This is a genomic window from Anaerospora sp. (assembly GCF_032013335.1).
Classification (GTDB): Bacteria; Bacillota; Negativicutes; order Sporomusales; family DSM-15969; genus Anaerospora.
In genome coordinates, this window is record NZ_DALZUO010000005.1 from 121,337 (window position 1) to 139,519 (window position 18,183).

The window sequence follows — 18,183 nt, forward strand, 5'->3', positions numbered from 1 at the left end:
ACATTGGTATCTAAAAGGATACTATGGTACAAATAAGTGCGTACTTGCTAACAGATGCACTATTGACTACTATTATAGCAGGGAATTGATTTGCAGGAAATAAAAAACAAGGGTATGAATTAAAATAAAGGGATGTGTTGGTAATGAAAGTAGTTGCTTTTAATGGCAGCCCCAGAAAAAATGGAAATACGGCTCAGAGTTTAGAAATCGTGCTGGCTGAACTGAGGAAAGAAGGCATTGAAACAGAAATTATCCAACTTGGGGGGCGTAAGGTTTTTGGCTGTCTTGCCTGTGGAAAGTGTTGGGAAATGAAGAATAATCGCTGTATACGGCAAGATGATGAAATAAACTCGTTTATTCAAAAGATGCAAGAGGCTGATGGCATACTAATTGGTTCACCAACTTATTTCAGTAATGTGAGTACCGAGGTAAAGGCGCTTATTGACCGCTGTGGCTTTGTTGCAAAAGCAAACGGTGGGGATATGCTGCGCGGCAAAGTCGGTGCCGCTGTGGTGGCAGTACGCAGGGCGGGAGCAACCTTTACATATTCAGCGATTAACTTTTTCTTCGGAATTGCGGAGATGACCATACCCGGATCGAGCTACTGGAATATGACACTGGCTCTTGATGAAGGGGATGTACAAAAAGATGAAGAAGGAATACAAACATTTCAGACCTTGGGAAAAAATATGGCTCAACTTCTAAAACAAAAGAAGTAATGGAGGAATCATACGTATGACTTATTTACTGGAGCCTCTGCAAACCGGAGCGCTAACGTTACACAATAGACTGGTTATGCCTCCAATGGCTACTTCAAAAGCCGAAGAAGATGGAAAGGTAAGTCCCGATATTCTTAATTATTACAATGAAAAGTCTGCCGGTGGATATATCGGACTCATTATTATTGAGCATAGCTTTATTCAGCAGGCAGGAAAGGCCAGTCATAATCAATTATCTATTGCCGATGACAGTGTTATTGAAAAGCTGACTGAGCTGTCAGCGCTTATTCATCGCAATGGCTCAAAAAGCGTGATGCAGATTAATCATGCCGGAAGCGGTACTGATGAGAAAATTACCGGGTCGGTTCCTGTAGGGGCGTCTGCGGTTGCTAACCCCCGCAAAGGGACAGTTCCGCGAGAACTTGATCAAAATGAATTAGGAGAGATTGTCGAAGCATTTGCGGCAGCGGCAGCCCGTGTTAAAGCAGCCGGTTTTGACGGAGTGGAAATCCACTCTGCTCATGGTTACTTCTTAAACCAGTTTTTATCGCCTTTAACCAATCAGCGCAGAGATGAATATGGTGGAGCTATTCAAAACCGTATTCGTCTTCATCTTGAAGTGATTGCTGCAGTACGCAAAGCTGTCGGTGAAGAATTTCCTATTCTGCTGCGGTTAGGAGCATCTGATTATACTGCAGGCGGCACGACAATTGAGGAAAGTCAATTTGCGGCACAGCAATTTGAAAGGGCCGGTGTCAGTCTTATAGATATATCGGGCGGTTTCAATGGATTCAGTATTCCCGGCAATAGCAGTCAAGGCTATTTCGCTCCGCTGACGGAGGCAATTAAAAAGGTTGTAACCGTACCTGTTTTACTTACAGGCGGTATTACAGAACCACTGGCTGCCGAACAATTACTGGCAGAAGGCAAAGCAGATCTCATTGGTGTAGCCCGGGCTATTTTCAATGATTCTACTTGGGCGTCGCGGGCTGTGAAGCTTTTGAGTGAGAAATAAACAAAAGTTTAAGCCATATACAGTATAATGAACAAGATGTACTAAACTTTGTAGCTAGGTGGTTGTAATGAAAATTTTACATGTAGACAAGGAAAAGTGTACCCGCTGTGGTATTTGTGCCAAGGTTTGTCCGGCAAGCTTTATTAAAATGACAGAAGAGGGACCACACGAGAATGAATTTCGTTTCTGTATAGCCTGTGGACATTGTGTAGCAGTCTGTCCACATAGTGCTCTGGATAATGACCGTACTCCTCTGGCACAGCAGGAGCCCATTAATCCAGCAAGATGGGATGTGCAGGCAGCACGTGATTTTCTGCGTTCCCGCCGTTCTATTCGCCGGTATAAGCAAGAAACAGTCCCGCAGGAAAAGCTATTGCAGATTTTAGATATAGCCCGCTATGCACCAACAGGCGGAAATGGGCAGGGCTTATCGTATCTGGTCATTAGTGATAAAGAAAAGCTGCAGCAAATAACGGAATTGACAATTCAGTGGATGGAACAGGAATTAAGCAGTGGTGTTTCTTCGGCTGCTTACTACCGCAATGTAGTTCGCCAGTACCGGGCAACAGGAGAAGATATGATTTTGCGCGGAGCACCTCATCTAATTGTTGCTCTTTGTGATGAGAAGTTTTTGAGAGGGCAGGAAAATGCTCACTTTTCCTTCTCCTACGCAGAATTATTTGCTCCTACTATTGGCATAGGTACCTGTTGGGCCGGCTATTTCCAGGCCTGTGCCTTTACGGGCTATGCTCCTTTGCTTGAGGTGCTTGAAATTCCAGCAGGTAAGAAGGTGGCAGGTGCTCTTATGGCCGGGTACAGCCAATACAAGTATCACCGGCTGGTAGAGCGAAATCCGCTGGAGGTAAACTGGTTATAGCCTATTCGTGTATAATGTTGGTGGCTCTGGAAATGGTCTAACCGTTTCCAGAGCCATTTCATTTTTTATTGGTAAAAAAATGTCCCGTTCTTGATTTTTGAATAGGTTATAATAGAGGCCTAAAATAAAAGTAACATAAGGAGGAGTACAAAATGAGCGAAAGCAGGCAGATTTTCGTGGCTGGAACTACAGTGACAATTGCGACTGTGAATGGCCTGGCTTTTACAGGAGAAATTATATCTATTGGCAAGCTGGAAATAAACTATGCTCAAGACCGGGGGCAGCCAAGTTTGCATTTTTTCCCCTGGATGATGCAGACTCAGACCAAAACGACCACAATGGTTCCAGAATTTCTTACTTTGCGGCTGACTGCCGATGCTGGGCAATTTGCTGCAGATCAACAAGTGAGTATTAATGTAGATCAGATTATCGCTATTAGCTAGAAAAAGTGAATACTCAAGAAAAATGGAAGGCCCAGGTTTTTATATTACCTGGCCTTCCATTAATACGTGGTTAGCAGTATCGCTTAGTAGTCATCATCATCGCCCATATCATCGTCATCGATATCATCTTCAGGGGTGCGGCTTTCATTGATGATTGCCAGTACTTCCGCAATTCTTTGGGCAAAGGTACGGGGTTTCATGATAGCCTGAACATGTATATAAATGAGATGAGGTTCATCAAAAATCCAGTGATTGTGAACGGCCCCGATGGTAATATCCCGATTGGCAAGCTCGCGAATAACCTGAGGGACTTCATCCTGGACTAAAACCATATCACCGAGATTTAATGCCCGTTGATTATTGGTATAGCGCTGAAAGATAAACATATGGGCCGCCGCCGCGGGGGAGGATATTCCCATTATGGTAACATCAATATCAGTGCGCTGGACTTGAACCTCACAAATTCCATTATTGTTGCTGGCTTTTCCCCCCAAGATATTAGCCAATTCTTTGCATAAGGTGTCCGGTTTCGCCATATACCATCGCCTCCTTGCTACATGATACGCAAACGATGACTTTTCGTTACAAAAAAAACACCCACTGGAGGTGTTCTTTGAGACTGTCAACAAAAGTAATTTTTGTCTACACGTTGAAAGAACACCTGCTAGAGGTGTTCTTTTTTACATTAAACGATTTTTTCGCCGTGGTACCGTTCACCACCGGCATCCGGCAGCATGCCGTAGCGCTCTGACCAGAGTGTCTTATATTTAACAGCTTGGGCATGAATGCTGTCCCATTCGCCGGGAACTTGTTTGACAACTTTGGCGGGAATCCCTACAACAAGGGAATGGGGCGGTACGATTTGTCCTTCTTTTACGACCGCTCCGGCGGCTACAATGCTGCCTGTACCAATAACGGCATTATTCAGGACGATGGCTCCCATGCCAATTAAGCAGTGATCTTCGATGGTTGCTCCGTGAATAATGCAGTTATGACCAACGGTAACGAAATCGCCGATAATGGTAGGGCAGTCGTCGGCAACATGCACTACACTGTTATCCTGAACATTGGAATAACGACCGATTTCAATGCGGTTAACATCACCTCTGGCAACGGAGTTAAACCAAATGCTGCTAAACTCTTTCATTGTTACTTTGCCAATTACCTTTGCACCATCGGCGACAAAGGTTTTTGGATCACGGGTAGGTTCGATTCCTTCAAATTTCATGATTTTCTCCTCCTTCTGCATAATAAATACCTATTTTATATTCGGTTAACACCTGTCTGTTTTGCAGCAGCAGCAACTGCTTTCGCTACCAGACAAGCAATCTTAGGATTTAACGGTTCGGGGAAGATCCTGTCGGCAGTCAAGTCACCGGCACTGATGCTGTTAGCGATCGTGACAGCGGCAGCTAAACACATGGTTTGATTAATGTCACTGGCTCTGACCGAAAGAGCTCCTTTTAGAATACCGGGAAAGGCCACCAGGTTATTAATCATATTCGGATAGTCCGAGCGTCCCGTACCAATGACAGCTGCTCCGCCGGCTTTTGCTTCAGCAGGGGTAATTTCCGGTTCAGGGTTGGCCATTGCAAAAACAATGGCCTGAGCATTCATTGTAGCTATCATTTCTTTTGTAACAAGCTTCGGCCTGGAGACACCGACAAAAACATCTGCTCCTGCGAGTGCTGCAGCGAGACTGCCTGTCTCGCCCTGACTATTTGTCAGGGCAGCAATTTCTTTGTGCGCTTCATTTAATAGCGTTTCCGTGTGGTTAAGGCTGAGAATTCCTTTTTGGTCCACAAGCACAATAGAGGTGGCACCATACGCGAGCAGCAGTTTAGCAATGGAAATACCGGCAGCGCCGGCACCGTTGATAACAATTCTGCTTTCCGTGAGGTCCTTGTTCACGACTTTATGTGCGTTGATCAAGCCTGCCAGTACACAAATTGCGGTACCATGCTGATCGTCATGAAAAACAGGGATATCGAGCTCTTTTTTTAAACGTGTTTCAATTTCAAAGCAGCGGGGAGCACTTATGTCCTCAAGATTAACTGCTCCGAAAGAGGGTGCAAGATATTTTACTGTTTTAATGATTTCCTCGGTGTCCTGTGTATCCAGGCATAAGGGAATAGCATCAACATTTGCCAGATTTTTAAATAGTAAAGCTTTGCCTTCCATAACGGGGATGGCTGCTTTAGGACCAATATTGCCAAGGCCTAAAACAGCTGATCCGTCTGAAATAATGGCAACAAGATTGCCCTTGGAGGTATAATTATACACTTCTTCTTCATTGGCGGCAATTTGCCGGCAGGGTTCTGCTACTCCTGGACTGTAAACCAGGCTGAGGTCCTGTTGATCAGTAACTGAAATTTTACTTGCTACTGTCAGCTTTCCCCTCATTTGTTTATGAAGGGCCAAGGATCTTTGATAAACATCCATGATCTCCCGCTCCTTAGTGCTTCCTATTTTACCAAGTTTTGACCAGGCTGGGAGCATTAGAGAGAAGGCGGGTTGCTTCGAGCGTGACTTCATCAATAATCTCTTTGGCAGACTTAATGGTATTCAGCCTGCTAAGGCTTTGGCCTACTTGGACAAGCCCATTTTCAACATCCCCGTCGACAGCAGCAAGCTTATTGGTTCCGGTTGCCAGAGTATTTAATTCTTCATCAGGAGCGCCGCTGCGTTCAAGCTCTAAGAACTTCTCGGTAAATTTGCTTCTTAAGCCGCGTACGCCATGGTTGCGGGAGTAGCCAGTCACGACTGAATCAGTATCTTCAGCCGCAATAATTTGTTTTTTGGCATTAGCATGAACGGTGCATTCTTCAGCCAGCAAGAAGCGGGAGCCCATTTGTACCCCTGCTGCACCCATTAATAACGCAGCGGCTATGCCACGGCCGTCAACGATACCGCCAGCAGAGACAACGGGTATTTTAATTTCTGGAATGACATTAGTCAAAAGTGCCATAGTAGTTAAGGTGCCAATATGACCGCCTGCTTCCATACCTTCAATAACAAGCGCGTCAGCACCGGCGGCTTCAACTCGTTTGGCAAGCTTTACTGATGGAACTACGGGGATTACTTTAATGCCGGCCTTATGGAACTTTTCGAACATCGGTACAGGATTCCCAGCACCTAATGTTACAAAAGCAACTTTTTCTTCACAAATAACATCGGCTACTTCATCCTTATTAGGAGCCATGAGCATAACATTGACGCCAAAGGGTTTGGAAGTCAACGTCTTGGTTTTGCGAATTTCATCACGAACCCAGTCGGTGGTGCGGCCACCGGTTGAGATAATGCCTGCGCCGCCGGCATTGGATACTGCTGCTGTCAGAGTAGCCTCCGAGATCCAGGCCATACCGCCTTGAAGTATGGGATATTTGATACCAAGTAATGCTGTAAGAGTTGTTTGCACAGTAATCATCTCCTATTTTTGATAGTATATATGGTTATAGTTTACCCCGAATTTTTAAAAAACGGAAATACCTGCTTTTTATGTTATAATAATTTCAAAATATAATGGGGGAGCTATTTGAATGGATCTTCGACAAATGGAGTATTTTCAAATGGTATGTCGGTTAAACAATTTGACGCGGGCGGCTGAGCGGCTCCACGTGGCTCAGCCAGCCATTTCGGTAGCGATGCAAAAGCTAGAAGAGGAGCTTGGCGTACAGCTTTTCAGCCGCAGTCAGAAGCAGTTTACGCTAACGACCGAAGGACAGGTCTTCCTGACAAGGGTGGAAGATATTCTCGGCAGGACGCAGGATGCGGTGCTCGAGATGCAGGAATACCGTGAACTCCGCAGAGGAACAATTAAGCTTGGCGTACCTCCAATGATCGGCTCTTACTTATTTCCTCACATTTTTGCCGGCTTTAAGCAAGTCTACCCTGCGCTGGATTTGTCTGTTGTCGAAGAAGGATCGCTTGCAGTCAGAAGCATGCTGGAAAAAGATCAATTGGATTTAGGCATTGTCATTACCTGCCATATGTCGCCGCTGCTGCAATCGGAACTCATCACTAAAGGAGAGATTCTGTTATGTCTGTCGCCTTTTCATCCGCTTGCCGGGACAGAAATTGTGGAGTTTGCTCAACTTAAGCAAGAACCATTCATTTTGCTCAAAGAAGATACGTATCATAGACAAATAATTATGCAGCAATGCAGAAAACATAATTTTGAACCCAACATTATTCTGGCTTCTAGCCAGATTGATACTATACGCGGTTTAGTGGCAAGAGGCGTTGGAGTATCATTTTTATTTGATGTTGTTGCCCGGAAAGATCCGCAAATACAATGTGTGCGGCTTGCTGAGCCGTTATGTATTGAAATTGGTCTAGCTTGGAAAAAAGACCGGTATCTGTCCAAAGCCTCACAGACCTTCCTTGATTTCATGAGTACACTAATTACTAAATAATAATTACTCGCGAGTGTGAAATAATGACTCTGCTATTTCATTTAGCGTGGTAGCCATGGCAGTAAGGCCTTGTGCAGCTTCGCTCATCTCGTGCATAGCTGATGTCTGCGTGTTTATCGTGCTGTCAATTGTGCCGCTCTTTTGTGATAACAGGGTGACCGATTCTTGAATACTAGTTAATGCCTGTGTAATTTGCTGGACTGATTCGGAACTCGCTGTAGCCAGCTTACGGACTTCTTCCGCCACCACGCCAAAGCCTCGTCCCATTTCACCGACTCTTGCGGCTTCAATAGCAGCATTCAGGCCCAGTAAATTGGTCTGGCTCGCAACAGTTTTAATAAAGGCAACAATTTCATCCGTTTTTTTGCCGGTGGCAGCTAAATCCTTACTTAAGGTATCCAGGTCGCTGCTTGCAGTAGAAATAGTAACTGATCTTGCCGTAAGCTCCTCCATACCGGCAGTCAGTTCTTCTGCCGCTGCAGCAAGGCTGCTGGCCACGGAAATAATTTTTTCCTGCTTATCAACCGTTTGTGTAGTAGTTACACAACCGACAACAGTATTACCATTCTTAAAAGGAATAGCAAGCGCTGCATAAGGAATACCATAGGCCGATTTGTCGCGGGTTACAATTTCCACAACTGCCTGTCCTGTTTCCAGGCATTTTTTGCTGATTTTTCCTTTTACAGGATCGCCGGCTTTATTACCCAGGTTAAGGGACTTGGCAGGAGCATAGGCAAGGTACTTACCGTCTTTGACAATTGAGATACCAACATCACCAAAACTGACATGATTAAGATAAGGGGCCACCGCAGCGAACATATCGAGAATTTCTTCTGCCTGGTATGTCTTTTCTTTAGTAACCATTGATCTTACCTCCAGTCATTTTATCGGTTTTTCTGAGATGCTGAAAGCCTTAGTAGCAAAATTTGGATTGTAGTCATTTTTTTCTACATTTTCATATAAAATCCTTCAAAGCACAAGCTAGGTCCGGCAATGGACTTATAAGCAAAGGAAGCACTTAATTAAGTGCTTCCTTTGCTATAAAAAATGACGTTCCAGGGCTGCGATTTCTGCCAGGTGCTGTTGGTTTAACTCATCAGCCAGCTGCTGAGCCTGATTGTAATCAAAGTACGTAACAGACCGCATAAATAATTGATCTTTCAGTGTATAAGTATGATTCGTGTTTGTGAATACTTCAAAACGCACGTGTCTACCTCCTTTGCGTGATATCTATATTAGTATTTGCGCAGCAATGCAGGATGTATCCTTGCATAAGAGAGGAAGAAAGCATTATATGCAGAAGTAATTACTCAGGGCAGACTCTATCGAGAGCCATATGGCATGGGAGGAAAGTATGAAAATCTCTGATATTATGATTCGAATACATCCTATATCGGCAGCCGATATTGTCACCGGGCGGACAGAAATAAAGGCACCTAAATACATTGATTTTTTCCCTGTAATAGATGAACAGCGGGAGTATGCAGGAACGATTAAAAGAGACGTTTTGTTGGCAATTCAGGATTGCAACGCGCCGGGTAGCCTCTCGGTCCAAACACTTATTGACAGCAAGACTCCAGTTGTCTTGAAAACAGAAGATATTGACGCTTTGTCCGAAGCCGTCCATCAAGCTGTGGTTGTCGATGATAATAAGCAGGTTGTGGGAATTGTAACTGCTGCCAGGCTGATTAGAATGCTTAGAAAAAATCTCCATGAATTTAAAGATCAGTTTTCCGCTGTAATTAACTCAGCGCAAAATGGCATATTGGCTGTAGACAGTCAGGGAAGAATTATTATTGCCAACAGAGCTGTAGAGGAAATTCTGGAAGTACAAAATAGCAGTATAATCGGGCGCCAGGTATCTGAGGTGATATCCAATACACTGATGCCTGTTATACTTGAATCTAAGAAGCCTTTGCTTGGACAGAAGATCAGGCTGGGTAAGACGGTGGTAATGGCTAACTACTCGCCTATTATATCGGATAATGAGGTAGTGGGAGCGGTAAGTGTATTTCAGGATATTTCTTTATTGGAGAATACTTCTTCGGAACTTAATTATGTAAAAGGTCTTATGTATGAACTGGAGGCAATTATTAATTCCTCCTATGATGGGATGTTTATTACCGATGCCGAAGGAAATGTTCTCAGGGTCAATAAGGCTTATGAGCGGATCGCCGGTATAAAAGCTGCTGAAATTCTTGGTAAGGATATGCGGCAGTTAGTAGAGGCTCAATACTATAACCAATCGGTAACATTGCTTGTGATGGAAAAGGGCGAAAGCATCACAATTAATCAAACAGTTAAAAATGACCGTAAAATATTGGTTACCGGTAATCCCGTCTTTGATGCGGAAGGTAATTTATTCCGTGTTGTTACCAACGTACGGGATATTACGGAATTGTCGCAGCTGCAAGAGCAGCTGTCAAAGACAAAAGAGCAAACATTAAAATACGAGACGGAATTATCTCACCTCAGATCCATGCAGCTAAAAGCACAGGAGATTATTTTTCGCAGCAACTCCATGACCCAGGCAATTGCTACAGCGACTAAAATTGCTGAAGTAGACTCAACTGTATTAATTACCGGTGAGTCAGGCACCGGCAAAGAACTTATTGCCAAGCTAATCCACAAAAGAGGCAAAGGCATTACCAAACCGTTTATTAAAATTAATTGTGCCGCTTTACCTGAGCATTTATTGGAATCGGAACTCTTCGGCTATGAGACGGGAGCGTTTACGGGAGCTAAAAAGGAAGGAAAGCCCGGATTGTTTGAACTGGCCCATAATGGAACCTTATTTCTTGATGAAGTGGGTGATATGCCGCTCATTCTGCAGGCCAAATTGCTGCGGGCAATTCAGGATAAAGAATTCATGCGGGTAGGCGGTACAAAGTCAATTAAAGTCAATGTGCGCATTATTGCCGCGACTCATCGCAATTTGGCAAATATGGCTAAAGAAGGCAGCTTTCGCACGGACTTATACTACCGGCTGGTTGTTGTTCCTATTCATTTACCACCACTGCGAGATCGCAAAGAAGATATTCCGCTTTTAATTATCCATTTTTTGGACAAATTCAATAAACGTTTTGGCTATAGTAAAACAATATGTCCGGACGTCATTGATAAATTAACAGACTACTCCTGGCCGGGCAATGTCCGTGAACTGGAAAACATCATAGAAAGAATGATGGTAACGGCAACCGTGGAGGAATTAAATTTTGACTGCTTGCCGGAAATCTTTAAAATCAAAAGTTTCTTACCAAAGCGTGGCACAAAGTTAAAGACTGCGGTTGAACAGGTAGAGACCTTTTTATTGTCGGAAACCTATAAAGAATGTCAGTCCTGGCAGAAAGTTGCCGAAGCGCTGGATATTGACAGGGCTACCGTATACCGTAAGGCAAAGCACTATGGATTACTAAAAGGATAGCAGTCTCAAATATGCGACTGATGTAAAATTGCGACTATTCGCTAATATAAAGCTTGCGGCCCGATTATGGATGGGTAAGTCGTAGAAATGCATATGCAGGTAAACTTGAAAAAACAGCTTTGAGCAGGAAACTCAAGGCTGTTTTTTGTTGGCATGCAAGTTGCATTAGTATCAGGTAGCAGTATTGATGGGAGGTGGCTATCAAAGCGACTATTTAGCTCGTAACGAAAAGACGGAATTATCAAAAAAGAAAGGGTGAAATAAATGAAATTCCTCGGACCTATCTACAAACGCGAATTTGGCCAGAAACAACCCCACATTCCGTTAGGCCCTTTTCAATTTCGGCTGCCCTTCATTCATTATCGCTTTGAACTGCCTGATTATATCCAGGGTTTGCTCATGTGTGCCGTCTGTCTCGGTATCATTCCTATCTTGCAGGAATATTTAGGTATGCCTTTTGAAATTGCAATTACTATCGTTATATTAAATGGATTCTTTTATTTGTGGCATGCTCATTTAGGTGACCCTGTTGTGCCTGGCTGGATTACTCCGGCAATTCCGCTTTTACTGTTGTGGCTCAAGACTTTTCCTGAGGGCGTTCCCAGGATACATGCTCTTATTGCCTTTGAATTTGAGCTTGGCCTGTTTTCTCTGCTTCTCGGCATGACAGGACTTGCTAAGCGTTTTGTTGACCTGGTGCCGGATGCATTAAAATCCGGTATTTTACTGGGAGCAGGAATTGCGGCAGTGCGGCTGGTATTTCAGCAAGGAGGACGTTTTGATCTCTATCCCTGGACAATTACTATCTCAATCGGTTTCGCCTTTTATATTCTCTTTTCCAATCATTTTAAAACGCTGCGTAATAAAAATAAATTTTTAAAACATCTTTCCGATCTGGGGCTTATGCCTGCTTTAGTGTTAGCCATTATTGTAGCACCCTTGGTCAAAGAATTACCCTGGCCCGATATTCAGTGGGGTTTTACCGTTCCTCAGTTTTATACGTTGTTTACTGAATGGACGCCTTTGTCCGATCGGGTAGGCTGGCCGCCGCTCAGCATGTATTTGCAAGCTGCCCCTTTGGTTGCAGCCGTATATGTCGTGTTGTTCGGCGAATTAATTCAGGCAGAGGCATTAATCGATGAAGCACGGGAATTCCGCAATGGCGATGAAGATATTCATTTTGATGCCAACCGGAACAATGTCATTGTCGGCTTACGCAATATGGGCATGTCCGTGTTGGGGCCTGACGCTTCGATGTGCGGACCGATGTGGGCTGCTATGCAGGTAGTAGAATGTGAACGGTATAAGCATGGCCCTGAGGCAATGGATAGCTTGTTTGGAGGCGTTGCATCCTTCCGGCTGGGGACTTTTACAGGTTACTTCTTTTCACCTATTGTTACCTTGGTAAAACCAATTTTACCGATTGCTTTATCGCTTACCATGCTGGTGCAGGGGTACGTTGCCGTACGGGTGGGAGTACTAAAAGCCAGAACCTTTAATGACCTCGGTGTTGCCGGGATTGTGGCAGCCGTACTCATTACCCGTGAAGCCGGTGCCGCTTTTGGAGTTGGTATCGTTTTATGCCTGTTGATTTATGGTAAGGATACCTTCCGTAACTGGTCCACTTATGATAAGGTTAAGGACCCTGTGTTTAACAGTAGAATAGGATCCGAATAAAAGGAGGAATTACAAATGGCTTTAAAGACTGCACAGCAATATGAAGACAGCTTACGGGAACTTAAGCTGAAAGTGTATCTCCAAGGGGAAATAGTCGATAATCCTGTAGATCATCCCATTATCAGACCATCCATGAATTCGGTAAAAATGACCTACGAACTGGCTCAAGACCCGCAATATGAAGATTTGATGACTGCTACTTCCCATATTACAGGCAAAAAAGTAAATCGTTTCTGCCACCTGCACCAGAGCAGCGAAGATCTGGTGAAGAAAGTAAAAATGCAGCGCCTGCTAGGGCAAAAAACGGCTGCCTGTTTTCAGCGCTGTGTGGGAATGGATGCGATTAATGCAGTTGACAGTGTCACATTTGAGATGGATAAAAAGCTGGGTACTACCTATCATGAAAGGTTTAAAAAGTTCCTGCTTATGATGCAGGAGGAAGACCTGACGGTAGACGGTGCTATGACTGATCCGAAAGGTGACAGGGGGTTGTCACCTAGCAAGCAGGCTGATGCCGATCTCTTTGTCCATGTCGTTGAGAAGCGGGATGACGGCATTGTAGTCAGTGGTGCCAAGGCGCATCAGACTGGCGCGATCAATTCGCACTGGATACTTGTCATGCCTACCATTGCCATGGGCAAGGAAGATGCTGATTATGCCGTATCCTTCGTAGCTCCCGCTGATGCGGAAGGGATATTTTATATCTACGGTCGTCAGTCCTGCGATACCCGCAAGCTGGAAGACGGCGATATTGATGTAGGCAACAAACAGTTTGGCGGACACGAAGCACTGATGGTCTTTGATCATGTGTTTATCCCCTGGGAAAATGTCCTGATGTGCGGCGAATACGAGTTCAGCGGCTTGCTGGTGGAACGGTTTGCCGGTTATCACCGTCAAAGCTATGGCGGTTGTAAGGTCGGCGTAGGGGACGTCCTTATTGGCGCTACAGCTTTGGCTGCTGACTATAATGGTGCTGCCAAAGCCTCTCATCTCAAAGATAAATTGATTGAAATGGTGCATTTGAATGAAACGCTGTATGCCTGCGGGATTGCCTGTTCGGCAGAAGGGCATAAAACTGCTTCGGGCACCTATCTGATTGATTTATTGCTGGCGAATGTGTGCAAGCAGAATGTAACCCGGTTCCCTTATGAAATCGCCCGTCTGGCTGAAGATATTGCTGGTGGTTTAATGGTGACCATGCCATCGGAAAAAGATTTGCGCCATCCCGAAATCGGTAAAGTAGTGGAAAAATATTTCCAAGGTGTTGCTTCTGTACCAACCGAGCACCGGATGCGTATTCTCCGGCTGATTGAAAATATAACCCTCGGAACAGCTGCCGTCGGTTACCGTACTGAATCCATGCATGGCGCCGGATCGCCTCAGGCCCAGCGGATTATGATTGCCCGTCAAGGAAATATTGAACAGAAAAAGGAACTGGCTAAGGCTATTGCCGGTATTCCAGCCAAGTAAGCGGGTATGCTCGAACAACGTATTATTGAAATTATCAATGAGCGGATTCGTCCGGCCCTACAGGCTCATCAAGGTGATATTGCATTGGTGGAAGTAAGCAGTGAGGGGATTGTAACAGTCAGATTAACCGGGGCATGTGCAACATGTCCCGGTGCTCAGCAGACCTTGGCCGGGATCGTAGAGACTGAATTGCGTCAAGCCTGTCCAGAGATTACGGGAGTGACTGCCGTTTATCAGGCGAGCGATGAGCTGCTTGCACAGGCACTGCGGTTATTACGTAAAGAAAAAAATGTGCAATAGCCTCAAAAATATCAGCATTACTTTCTGTGGCGGCTGCAATCCTCGTATCGACCGCGGCGGTCTTGCTAAACGTGTTTGTGAACTTATAAATGAGTATGGTTATACCGTTGTGTTCAACAAGCCAGATGCAGATTTTATTATCTATATTAGCGGCTGCAGTGCTAATTGTGCCTGGCGCTACAGTAAGGCGCAAGCCGCTCATACCATAGTGGCCGGTGCTGTGATCGATTCGTTTGCGGTAACGGAAGCCGAACTGGCCGGGAAGATTATGAGCAGGGTGAGGGATTATATTGAACGATTGGAGAACGGTGTATCAGAATAAATTAGTTTCTGCCGAAAAAGCCGTCAAAATTGTAAAATCCGGTAACCGGGTTGTGACGGGGCATGCCTGTGGGGAGCCTTCCTCACTGGTCGAGGCGCTGGTGACAAGAGCGTCTGAGCTCAGCGCGGTAGAAATCGTTCATATGGTAGCGATGGGACCTGCTAAATATGCCCAACCGGGAATGGAAGCAAGTTTTCGTCACAATGCCTTGTTCGTGGGAGCGTCTACACGCAAAGCGGTAGAGGAGAAAAGAGCGGACTATACGCCTTGCTTCTTTTCTGAAATACCCCGATTGTTCCGGGAAAAGCTGCTGCCGGTTGATGTCGCTCTTATTCAGATAACGCCGCCTGATGAAGAAGGTTTTTGCAGTTACGGCCTTTCGGCGGACTACACAGTGGCGGCGGCAGAATGTGCAACAACGGTTATTGCACAAATTAATGCCAAGCTGCCGCGTACTGGAGGCGCTAAAATCCACCTCGATGCAGTCAATTTCCTTGTAGAAAAAGACGAGCCTTTACTGGAACTTAAACCTCCGGTAATTGGGGCAATAGAGAAGCAAATAGGTGAAAATGTAGCCAGCCTGATTGCCGATGGTTCAACCTTGCAGCTCGGAATTGGTGCTATTCCTGATGCGGTTTTGCTGTTTCTTACCGGCAAAAAGGATATCGGTATCCACTCGGAAATGTTTTCCGACGGTGTAGTTGGGCTGGCAGAAGCGGGCGTTATTACCAACAAAAAGAAGACAATCAATCCAGGCAAATTTATGGCCGCTTTTCTCATGGGTACCAGAAAATTATATGATTTTATTGACGGTAATCCGGAGGTTGAGCTTCACCCGGTGGATTATATTAATGATCCCTGTGTGATTGGCCAGCATGACAATATGGTATCCATTAATTCGGCTTTGCAAGTTGATCTGATGGGGCAGGTAAATGCGGAAATGATTGGTTCCAGGCAGTTTAGCGGCATTGGCGGTCAGGTCGATTTTGTCCGCGGCGTCAGCCGCGCCAAAAACGGCAAGTCAATTATTGCACTGCCGTCTACCGCTTCAGGCGGCAAGGTATCGAGAATTGCCTGTGAGCTTGACAGGGGAGCCGCTGTGTCCACTTCGCGCAATGATGTTCATTATATTGTTACAGAATATGGCATTGCCAATTTGCGCGGCAAAAGCCTTAGAGAGCGTGCCTTAGCCTTAATCGGTATCGCCCATCCTGACTTTAGAGAAACTTTGCTGGCAGAGGCCAAAAGTAAAGGAATAGTATAGTAAAGAGGTGATCGTCATCCCTATTGTAACCGTCATTCATGATCTGTTTGCAGGGATGAAAGGACCCTATTACCGTCTTGTCGGCCGGTATACGCAACGGTACTTGAGCAGGGGGGGCCAGCAATCCGGCAATGAGCAGCAAAGACGCGTCTTATTTATAGCTGCTGCCGGAATGGATGAACTATTTGCAACAATATTTGGCGTTAAAGGGCAAAGTGGCATTCGTTTGTCCAGGACGGCAGTGGAAAAGAAAGTGACCAAGAAGCAGCTTAATACGGCGTTTCGTGTATATCTGTCTGCTCTTTTAATCTCGATTGGCAGTGGTAAAGTACAGGTATTGCACGAATTAGGTTGCAAAGAGGCAGATTGGCTGAAGCTTTGGCGGTCAGTTTTTGAATATCAGCCTGAGGATAGCAGGCTGTTTAATGAAGTGCTTTTACCAGCTTATCAGCAGGGCGGGATAGAAAAAGTAATTGCAGCAGCAGACGGTTTGCTGCAGGAAGTAACAGCCTTTACCGCAAGTGAAATGCTCCATGGGAAGGAGTCTGTGATAAGGGCGGCTTTATTACAGGATTTAGCGGCTATTTATCGGACCTTGGGATTAAAGCCTGGAGCGTGAAGGGCATGTTTATCGTTGAACAGGCAGCGGCACAGTATATCAATAAGCGGTCGGGCTCTGTTGTTGTCAGTTTGAAGCTTGAGCCTGCAATGGGCGGCTGTGCCTGCTCTACCCAGCATATCACCGGCAGTTATCTGCCGGTGATAACATTGGGGCCGCCCACCGAGCCTGACCAATATAACCGGGTTAGCATTGAAGATATTACTGTATTCTATGCTCCTAATATCCAGCCTAAAGCAGACTATCCTTCTATGGTAATACGGGTAAAGAAAATGTTATTTTGGAGCTGGCTGGAGATCGAAGGGGCTAAGCCAATCGCAAGTTATAAATAAAAAAAGGGGGACTGTCCCCTTTTTGTGTGACATATAGGTAGAAAGGGTGGCTTACTTCGTGTAAGCTACCCTTTCTACTATTGTTTATAGCAGCGACCGGTAAATTTCCTCTACTTCCTCCTGCGTTCCCTGGCGGGGATTAGTCAGGCAGCAGATGTCAAGCAGGGCATTGGCAGCCAGGAGCGGGATATCTTCCGCTTTAAAACCGCGTACTTCACTGAGCTTTTGAGGCAAACCAAGGCTTTGGCTCAGTTTACGAACCCTATTAACTGCTAACATGGCGCTTTCCTCAGCTGTCAGCCCGTTAGTGACAATACCCATAGCCCGGGCAATGTCAGTGTATTTATCGATAGCGCATGGCAGATTATATTTCATCACTGCCGGCAATAAAATTGCATTACATAAACCATGGGGCAAGTTGTAAAAGCCGCCCAGTTGGTGGGCAAGAGCATGTACATAGCCCAGACTGGCATTATTAAAGGCAATACCGGCCAAGTATTCGGCAAAGGTCATCATTTCCCTGGCTTCAAGATTGTTACCGTCTTGATAAGCTGTGAATAGATTTCGGTTGATTAGCTCGATTGCTTTTAGGGCTTTGCAGTCAGTGACCGGTGTTGCATTTGTTGATACATAAGCCTCAACGGCGTGGGTCAGGGCGTCCATGCCTGTGGCGGCAGTAAGGCCGGGCGGCATTGCAGTCATCAGTTCGGCATCGTTTACAGCAATGCAGGGAGTAACATGCCAGTCATTAATTGTCATTTTAATATGTCTTTCCTCATCGGTAATTACACAGAAGCGGGTTAACTCACTGCCTGTACCGGAGGTGGTGTTGATGGCAATAAGGGGGGCTGCAGGCTTTTTTGATTTATTTAAGCCTTCATAATTGCTGATAGCTCCGCCATTTGTTGCAAGCAGGGCAATTGCCTTGGCACAGTCATGGGGAGAACCGCCGCCGAAAGACAGTAAAAAATCACAGCCATTGTCACGAAACAGCTTCAAACCGTAATTGACCTGCTGCACGGTAGGATTAGGGGAGACATTATCATAAATGACATAAAAAATCCCCGCGTTAGACAACAGTTCAAGGAGACCGTTAATCAATCCGATGTCTACCAATGCCTTATCACTAACCACAAGGGCTTTCCTGCAGGCCATAGGCTTGATATAGGTAGTAATCTGTCCAAGACAGCCTGTACCTAAAATGCTGATGGGAGTCATAAAATATTCGTGTATTTTATTCATACGATAGTCCCTTCGTAAAAATAGTGTTGTCCACAGGATACCATTGTATGTTGAGCGGTACAAG

20 protein-coding genes are annotated in these 18,183 nt (G+C 45.2%); 13 read left to right on the forward strand and 7 right to left on the reverse strand.

Translation table 11 applies throughout. The annotated features are described in order from the left end of the window. Nucleotides 1–143 precede the first annotated feature (143 nt). The 4 genes from RTR76_RS06580 to RTR76_RS06595 all read left to right on the forward strand — a co-directional run bounded on the left by RTR76_RS06580 (nt 144) and on the right by RTR76_RS06595 (nt 3,054). Entirely contained in the window at nt 144–719 is a 576-nt protein-coding gene (locus RTR76_RS06580; RefSeq protein ID WP_312518182.1) for a flavodoxin family protein, read from the forward strand. Between the two features lie 16 nt (nt 720–735). Further along, nucleotides 736–1,734, forward strand: coding sequence for an NADH:flavin oxidoreductase (locus RTR76_RS06585; protein WP_312518185.1), 999 nt, complete (start codon nt 736–738; stop codon nt 1,732–1,734). Between the two features lie 67 nt (nt 1,735–1,801). Then, nucleotides 1,802–2,611 (forward strand): nitroreductase family protein, encoded by an 810-nt coding sequence (locus RTR76_RS06590; RefSeq protein ID WP_312518188.1) that lies wholly within the window; start codon nt 1,802–1,804, stop codon nt 2,609–2,611. Nucleotides 2,612–2,763: 152 nt separating this feature from the next. Then, nucleotides 2,764–3,054: a hypothetical protein gene (locus RTR76_RS06595; protein ID WP_312518191.1), complete on the forward strand. Its 291-nt coding sequence runs from the start codon at nt 2,764–2,766 to the stop codon at nt 3,052–3,054. A gap of 83 nt (nt 3,055–3,137) precedes the next feature. Here RTR76_RS06595 and RTR76_RS06600 read toward each other — a convergent pair whose 3' ends face one another. The 4 genes from RTR76_RS06600 to RTR76_RS06615 form a co-directional block, all read right to left on the reverse strand. After that, nucleotides 3,138–3,590: a DUF1259 domain-containing protein gene (locus tag RTR76_RS06600; protein ID WP_312518194.1), complete on the reverse strand. Its 453-nt coding sequence runs from the start codon at nt 3,588–3,590 to the stop codon at nt 3,138–3,140. Nucleotides 3,591–3,739: 149 nt separating this feature from the next. Beyond that, nucleotides 3,740–4,282 (reverse strand): gamma carbonic anhydrase family protein, encoded by a 543-nt coding sequence (locus RTR76_RS06605; protein ID WP_312518196.1) that lies wholly within the window; start codon nt 4,280–4,282, stop codon nt 3,740–3,742. A 35-nt stretch (nt 4,283–4,317) separates the two neighbouring features. After that, entirely contained in the window at nt 4,318–5,496 is a 1,179-nt protein-coding gene (locus tag RTR76_RS06610) for an NADP-dependent malic enzyme (protein ID WP_312518199.1), read from the reverse strand. 28 nt (nt 5,497–5,524) lie between these two features. Then, nucleotides 5,525–6,472 (reverse strand): nitronate monooxygenase, encoded by a 948-nt coding sequence (locus tag RTR76_RS06615; RefSeq protein WP_312518202.1) that lies wholly within the window; start codon nt 6,470–6,472, stop codon nt 5,525–5,527. 121 nt (nt 6,473–6,593) lie between these two features. Between RTR76_RS06615 and RTR76_RS06620 the strand changes: the two genes are divergently transcribed. Continuing rightward, nucleotides 6,594–7,469 (forward strand): LysR family transcriptional regulator, encoded by an 876-nt coding sequence (locus RTR76_RS06620; protein ID WP_312518205.1) that lies wholly within the window; start codon nt 6,594–6,596, stop codon nt 7,467–7,469. Between the two features lie 3 nt (nt 7,470–7,472). Here RTR76_RS06620 and RTR76_RS06625 read toward each other — a convergent pair whose 3' ends face one another. Continuing rightward, nucleotides 7,473–8,333, reverse strand: a complete 861-nt coding sequence (locus RTR76_RS06625) for a methyl-accepting chemotaxis protein (RefSeq protein ID WP_312518208.1) — start codon at nt 8,331–8,333, stop codon at nt 7,473–7,475. A 174-nt stretch (nt 8,334–8,507) separates the two neighbouring features. After that, on the reverse strand, nt 8,508–8,675 hold the full coding sequence (locus RTR76_RS06630) for a hypothetical protein (protein ID WP_312518210.1): 168 nt from the start codon (nt 8,673–8,675) through the stop codon (nt 8,508–8,510). A gap of 148 nt (nt 8,676–8,823) precedes the next feature. Here RTR76_RS06630 and RTR76_RS06635 point away from each other — a divergent pair, with 148 nt between their 5' ends. The 8 genes from RTR76_RS06635 to RTR76_RS06670 all read left to right on the forward strand — a co-directional run bounded on the left by RTR76_RS06635 (nt 8,824) and on the right by RTR76_RS06670 (nt 16,877). After that, nucleotides 8,824–10,893 (forward strand): sigma 54-interacting transcriptional regulator, encoded by a 2,070-nt coding sequence (locus RTR76_RS06635; RefSeq protein WP_312518212.1) that lies wholly within the window; start codon nt 8,824–8,826, stop codon nt 10,891–10,893. Nucleotides 10,894–11,157: 264 nt separating this feature from the next. Next, nucleotides 11,158–12,570: a hypothetical protein gene (locus tag RTR76_RS06640; protein ID WP_312518214.1), complete on the forward strand. Its 1,413-nt coding sequence runs from the start codon at nt 11,158–11,160 to the stop codon at nt 12,568–12,570. A 15-nt stretch (nt 12,571–12,585) separates the two neighbouring features. Continuing rightward, nucleotides 12,586–14,040, forward strand: coding sequence for a 4-hydroxyphenylacetate 3-hydroxylase family protein (locus RTR76_RS06645; protein WP_312518216.1), 1,455 nt, complete (start codon nt 12,586–12,588; stop codon nt 14,038–14,040). Nucleotides 14,041–14,046: 6 nt separating this feature from the next. Further along, a complete protein-coding gene (locus tag RTR76_RS06650) occupies nt 14,047–14,340 on the forward strand; it encodes a NifU family protein (RefSeq protein ID WP_312518219.1) in 294 nt (97 codons plus the stop codon). After that, nucleotides 14,330–14,662 (forward strand): hypothetical protein, encoded by a 333-nt coding sequence (locus tag RTR76_RS06655; RefSeq protein WP_312518221.1) that lies wholly within the window; start codon nt 14,330–14,332, stop codon nt 14,660–14,662. Before RTR76_RS06650 ends, RTR76_RS06655 begins: the two co-directional genes overlap by 11 nt. Then, a complete protein-coding gene (locus RTR76_RS06660; RefSeq protein WP_312518224.1) occupies nt 14,631–15,926 on the forward strand; it encodes an acetyl-CoA hydrolase/transferase C-terminal domain-containing protein in 1,296 nt (431 codons plus the stop codon). The genes RTR76_RS06655 and RTR76_RS06660 overlap by 32 nt, the downstream gene beginning before the upstream one ends. Before the next feature lie 7 nt (nt 15,927–15,933). Then, the gene (locus tag RTR76_RS06665; RefSeq protein WP_312518227.1) at nt 15,934–16,545 is read left to right on the forward strand and encodes a hypothetical protein; all 612 of its coding nucleotides are present in this window, start codon (nt 15,934–15,936) and stop codon (nt 16,543–16,545) included. Between the two features lie 5 nt (nt 16,546–16,550). Further along, entirely contained in the window at nt 16,551–16,877 is a 327-nt protein-coding gene (locus RTR76_RS06670; protein WP_312518229.1) for a CC/Se motif family (seleno)protein, read from the forward strand. An 84-nt stretch (nt 16,878–16,961) separates the two neighbouring features. Here the strand turns inward: RTR76_RS06670 and RTR76_RS06675 are convergent, their stop codons facing one another. Further along, complete coding sequence (locus tag RTR76_RS06675; protein ID WP_312518231.1) at nt 16,962–18,119, reverse strand: iron-containing alcohol dehydrogenase; 1,158 nt, start codon at nt 18,117–18,119, stop codon at nt 16,962–16,964. Between the last annotated feature and the right edge of the window lie 64 nt (nt 18,120–18,183).

Bases quoted from the DNA above. Each gene is read 5' to 3' on its own strand.
- RTR76_RS06580 (WP_312518182.1), top strand. From the start codon at position 144: ATGAAAGTAGTTGCTTTTAATGGCAGCCCCAGAAAAAATGGAAATACG.
- RTR76_RS06585 (WP_312518185.1), top strand. From the start codon at position 736: ATGACTTATTTACTGGAGCCTCTGCAAACCGGAGCGCTAACGTTACAC.
- RTR76_RS06590 (WP_312518188.1), top strand. From the start codon at position 1,802: ATGAAAATTTTACATGTAGACAAGGAAAAGTGTACCCGCTGTGGTATT.
- RTR76_RS06595 (WP_312518191.1), top strand. From the start codon at position 2,764: ATGAGCGAAAGCAGGCAGATTTTCGTGGCTGGAACTACAGTGACAATT.
- RTR76_RS06600 (WP_312518194.1), bottom strand. From the start codon at position 3,590: ATGGCGAAACCGGACACCTTATGCAAAGAATTGGCTAATATCTTGGGG.
- RTR76_RS06605 (WP_312518196.1), bottom strand. From the start codon at position 4,282: ATGAAATTTGAAGGAATCGAACCTACCCGTGATCCAAAAACCTTTGTC.
- RTR76_RS06610 (WP_312518199.1), bottom strand. From the start codon at position 5,496: ATGGATGTTTATCAAAGATCCTTGGCCCTTCATAAACAAATGAGGGGA.
- RTR76_RS06620 (WP_312518205.1), top strand. From the start codon at position 6,594: ATGGATCTTCGACAAATGGAGTATTTTCAAATGGTATGTCGGTTAAAC.
- RTR76_RS06625 (WP_312518208.1), bottom strand. From the start codon at position 8,333: ATGGTTACTAAAGAAAAGACATACCAGGCAGAAGAAATTCTCGATATG.
- RTR76_RS06635 (WP_312518212.1), top strand. From the start codon at position 8,824: ATGAAAATCTCTGATATTATGATTCGAATACATCCTATATCGGCAGCC.
- RTR76_RS06640 (WP_312518214.1), top strand. From the start codon at position 11,158: ATGAAATTCCTCGGACCTATCTACAAACGCGAATTTGGCCAGAAACAA.
- RTR76_RS06645 (WP_312518216.1), top strand. From the start codon at position 12,586: ATGGCTTTAAAGACTGCACAGCAATATGAAGACAGCTTACGGGAACTT.
- RTR76_RS06650 (WP_312518219.1), top strand. From the start codon at position 14,047: ATGCTCGAACAACGTATTATTGAAATTATCAATGAGCGGATTCGTCCG.
- RTR76_RS06655 (WP_312518221.1), top strand. From the start codon at position 14,330: ATGTGCAATAGCCTCAAAAATATCAGCATTACTTTCTGTGGCGGCTGC.
- RTR76_RS06670 (WP_312518229.1), top strand. From the start codon at position 16,551: ATGTTTATCGTTGAACAGGCAGCGGCACAGTATATCAATAAGCGGTCG.
- RTR76_RS06675 (WP_312518231.1), bottom strand. From the start codon at position 18,119: ATGAATAAAATACACGAATATTTTATGACTCCCATCAGCATTTTAGGT.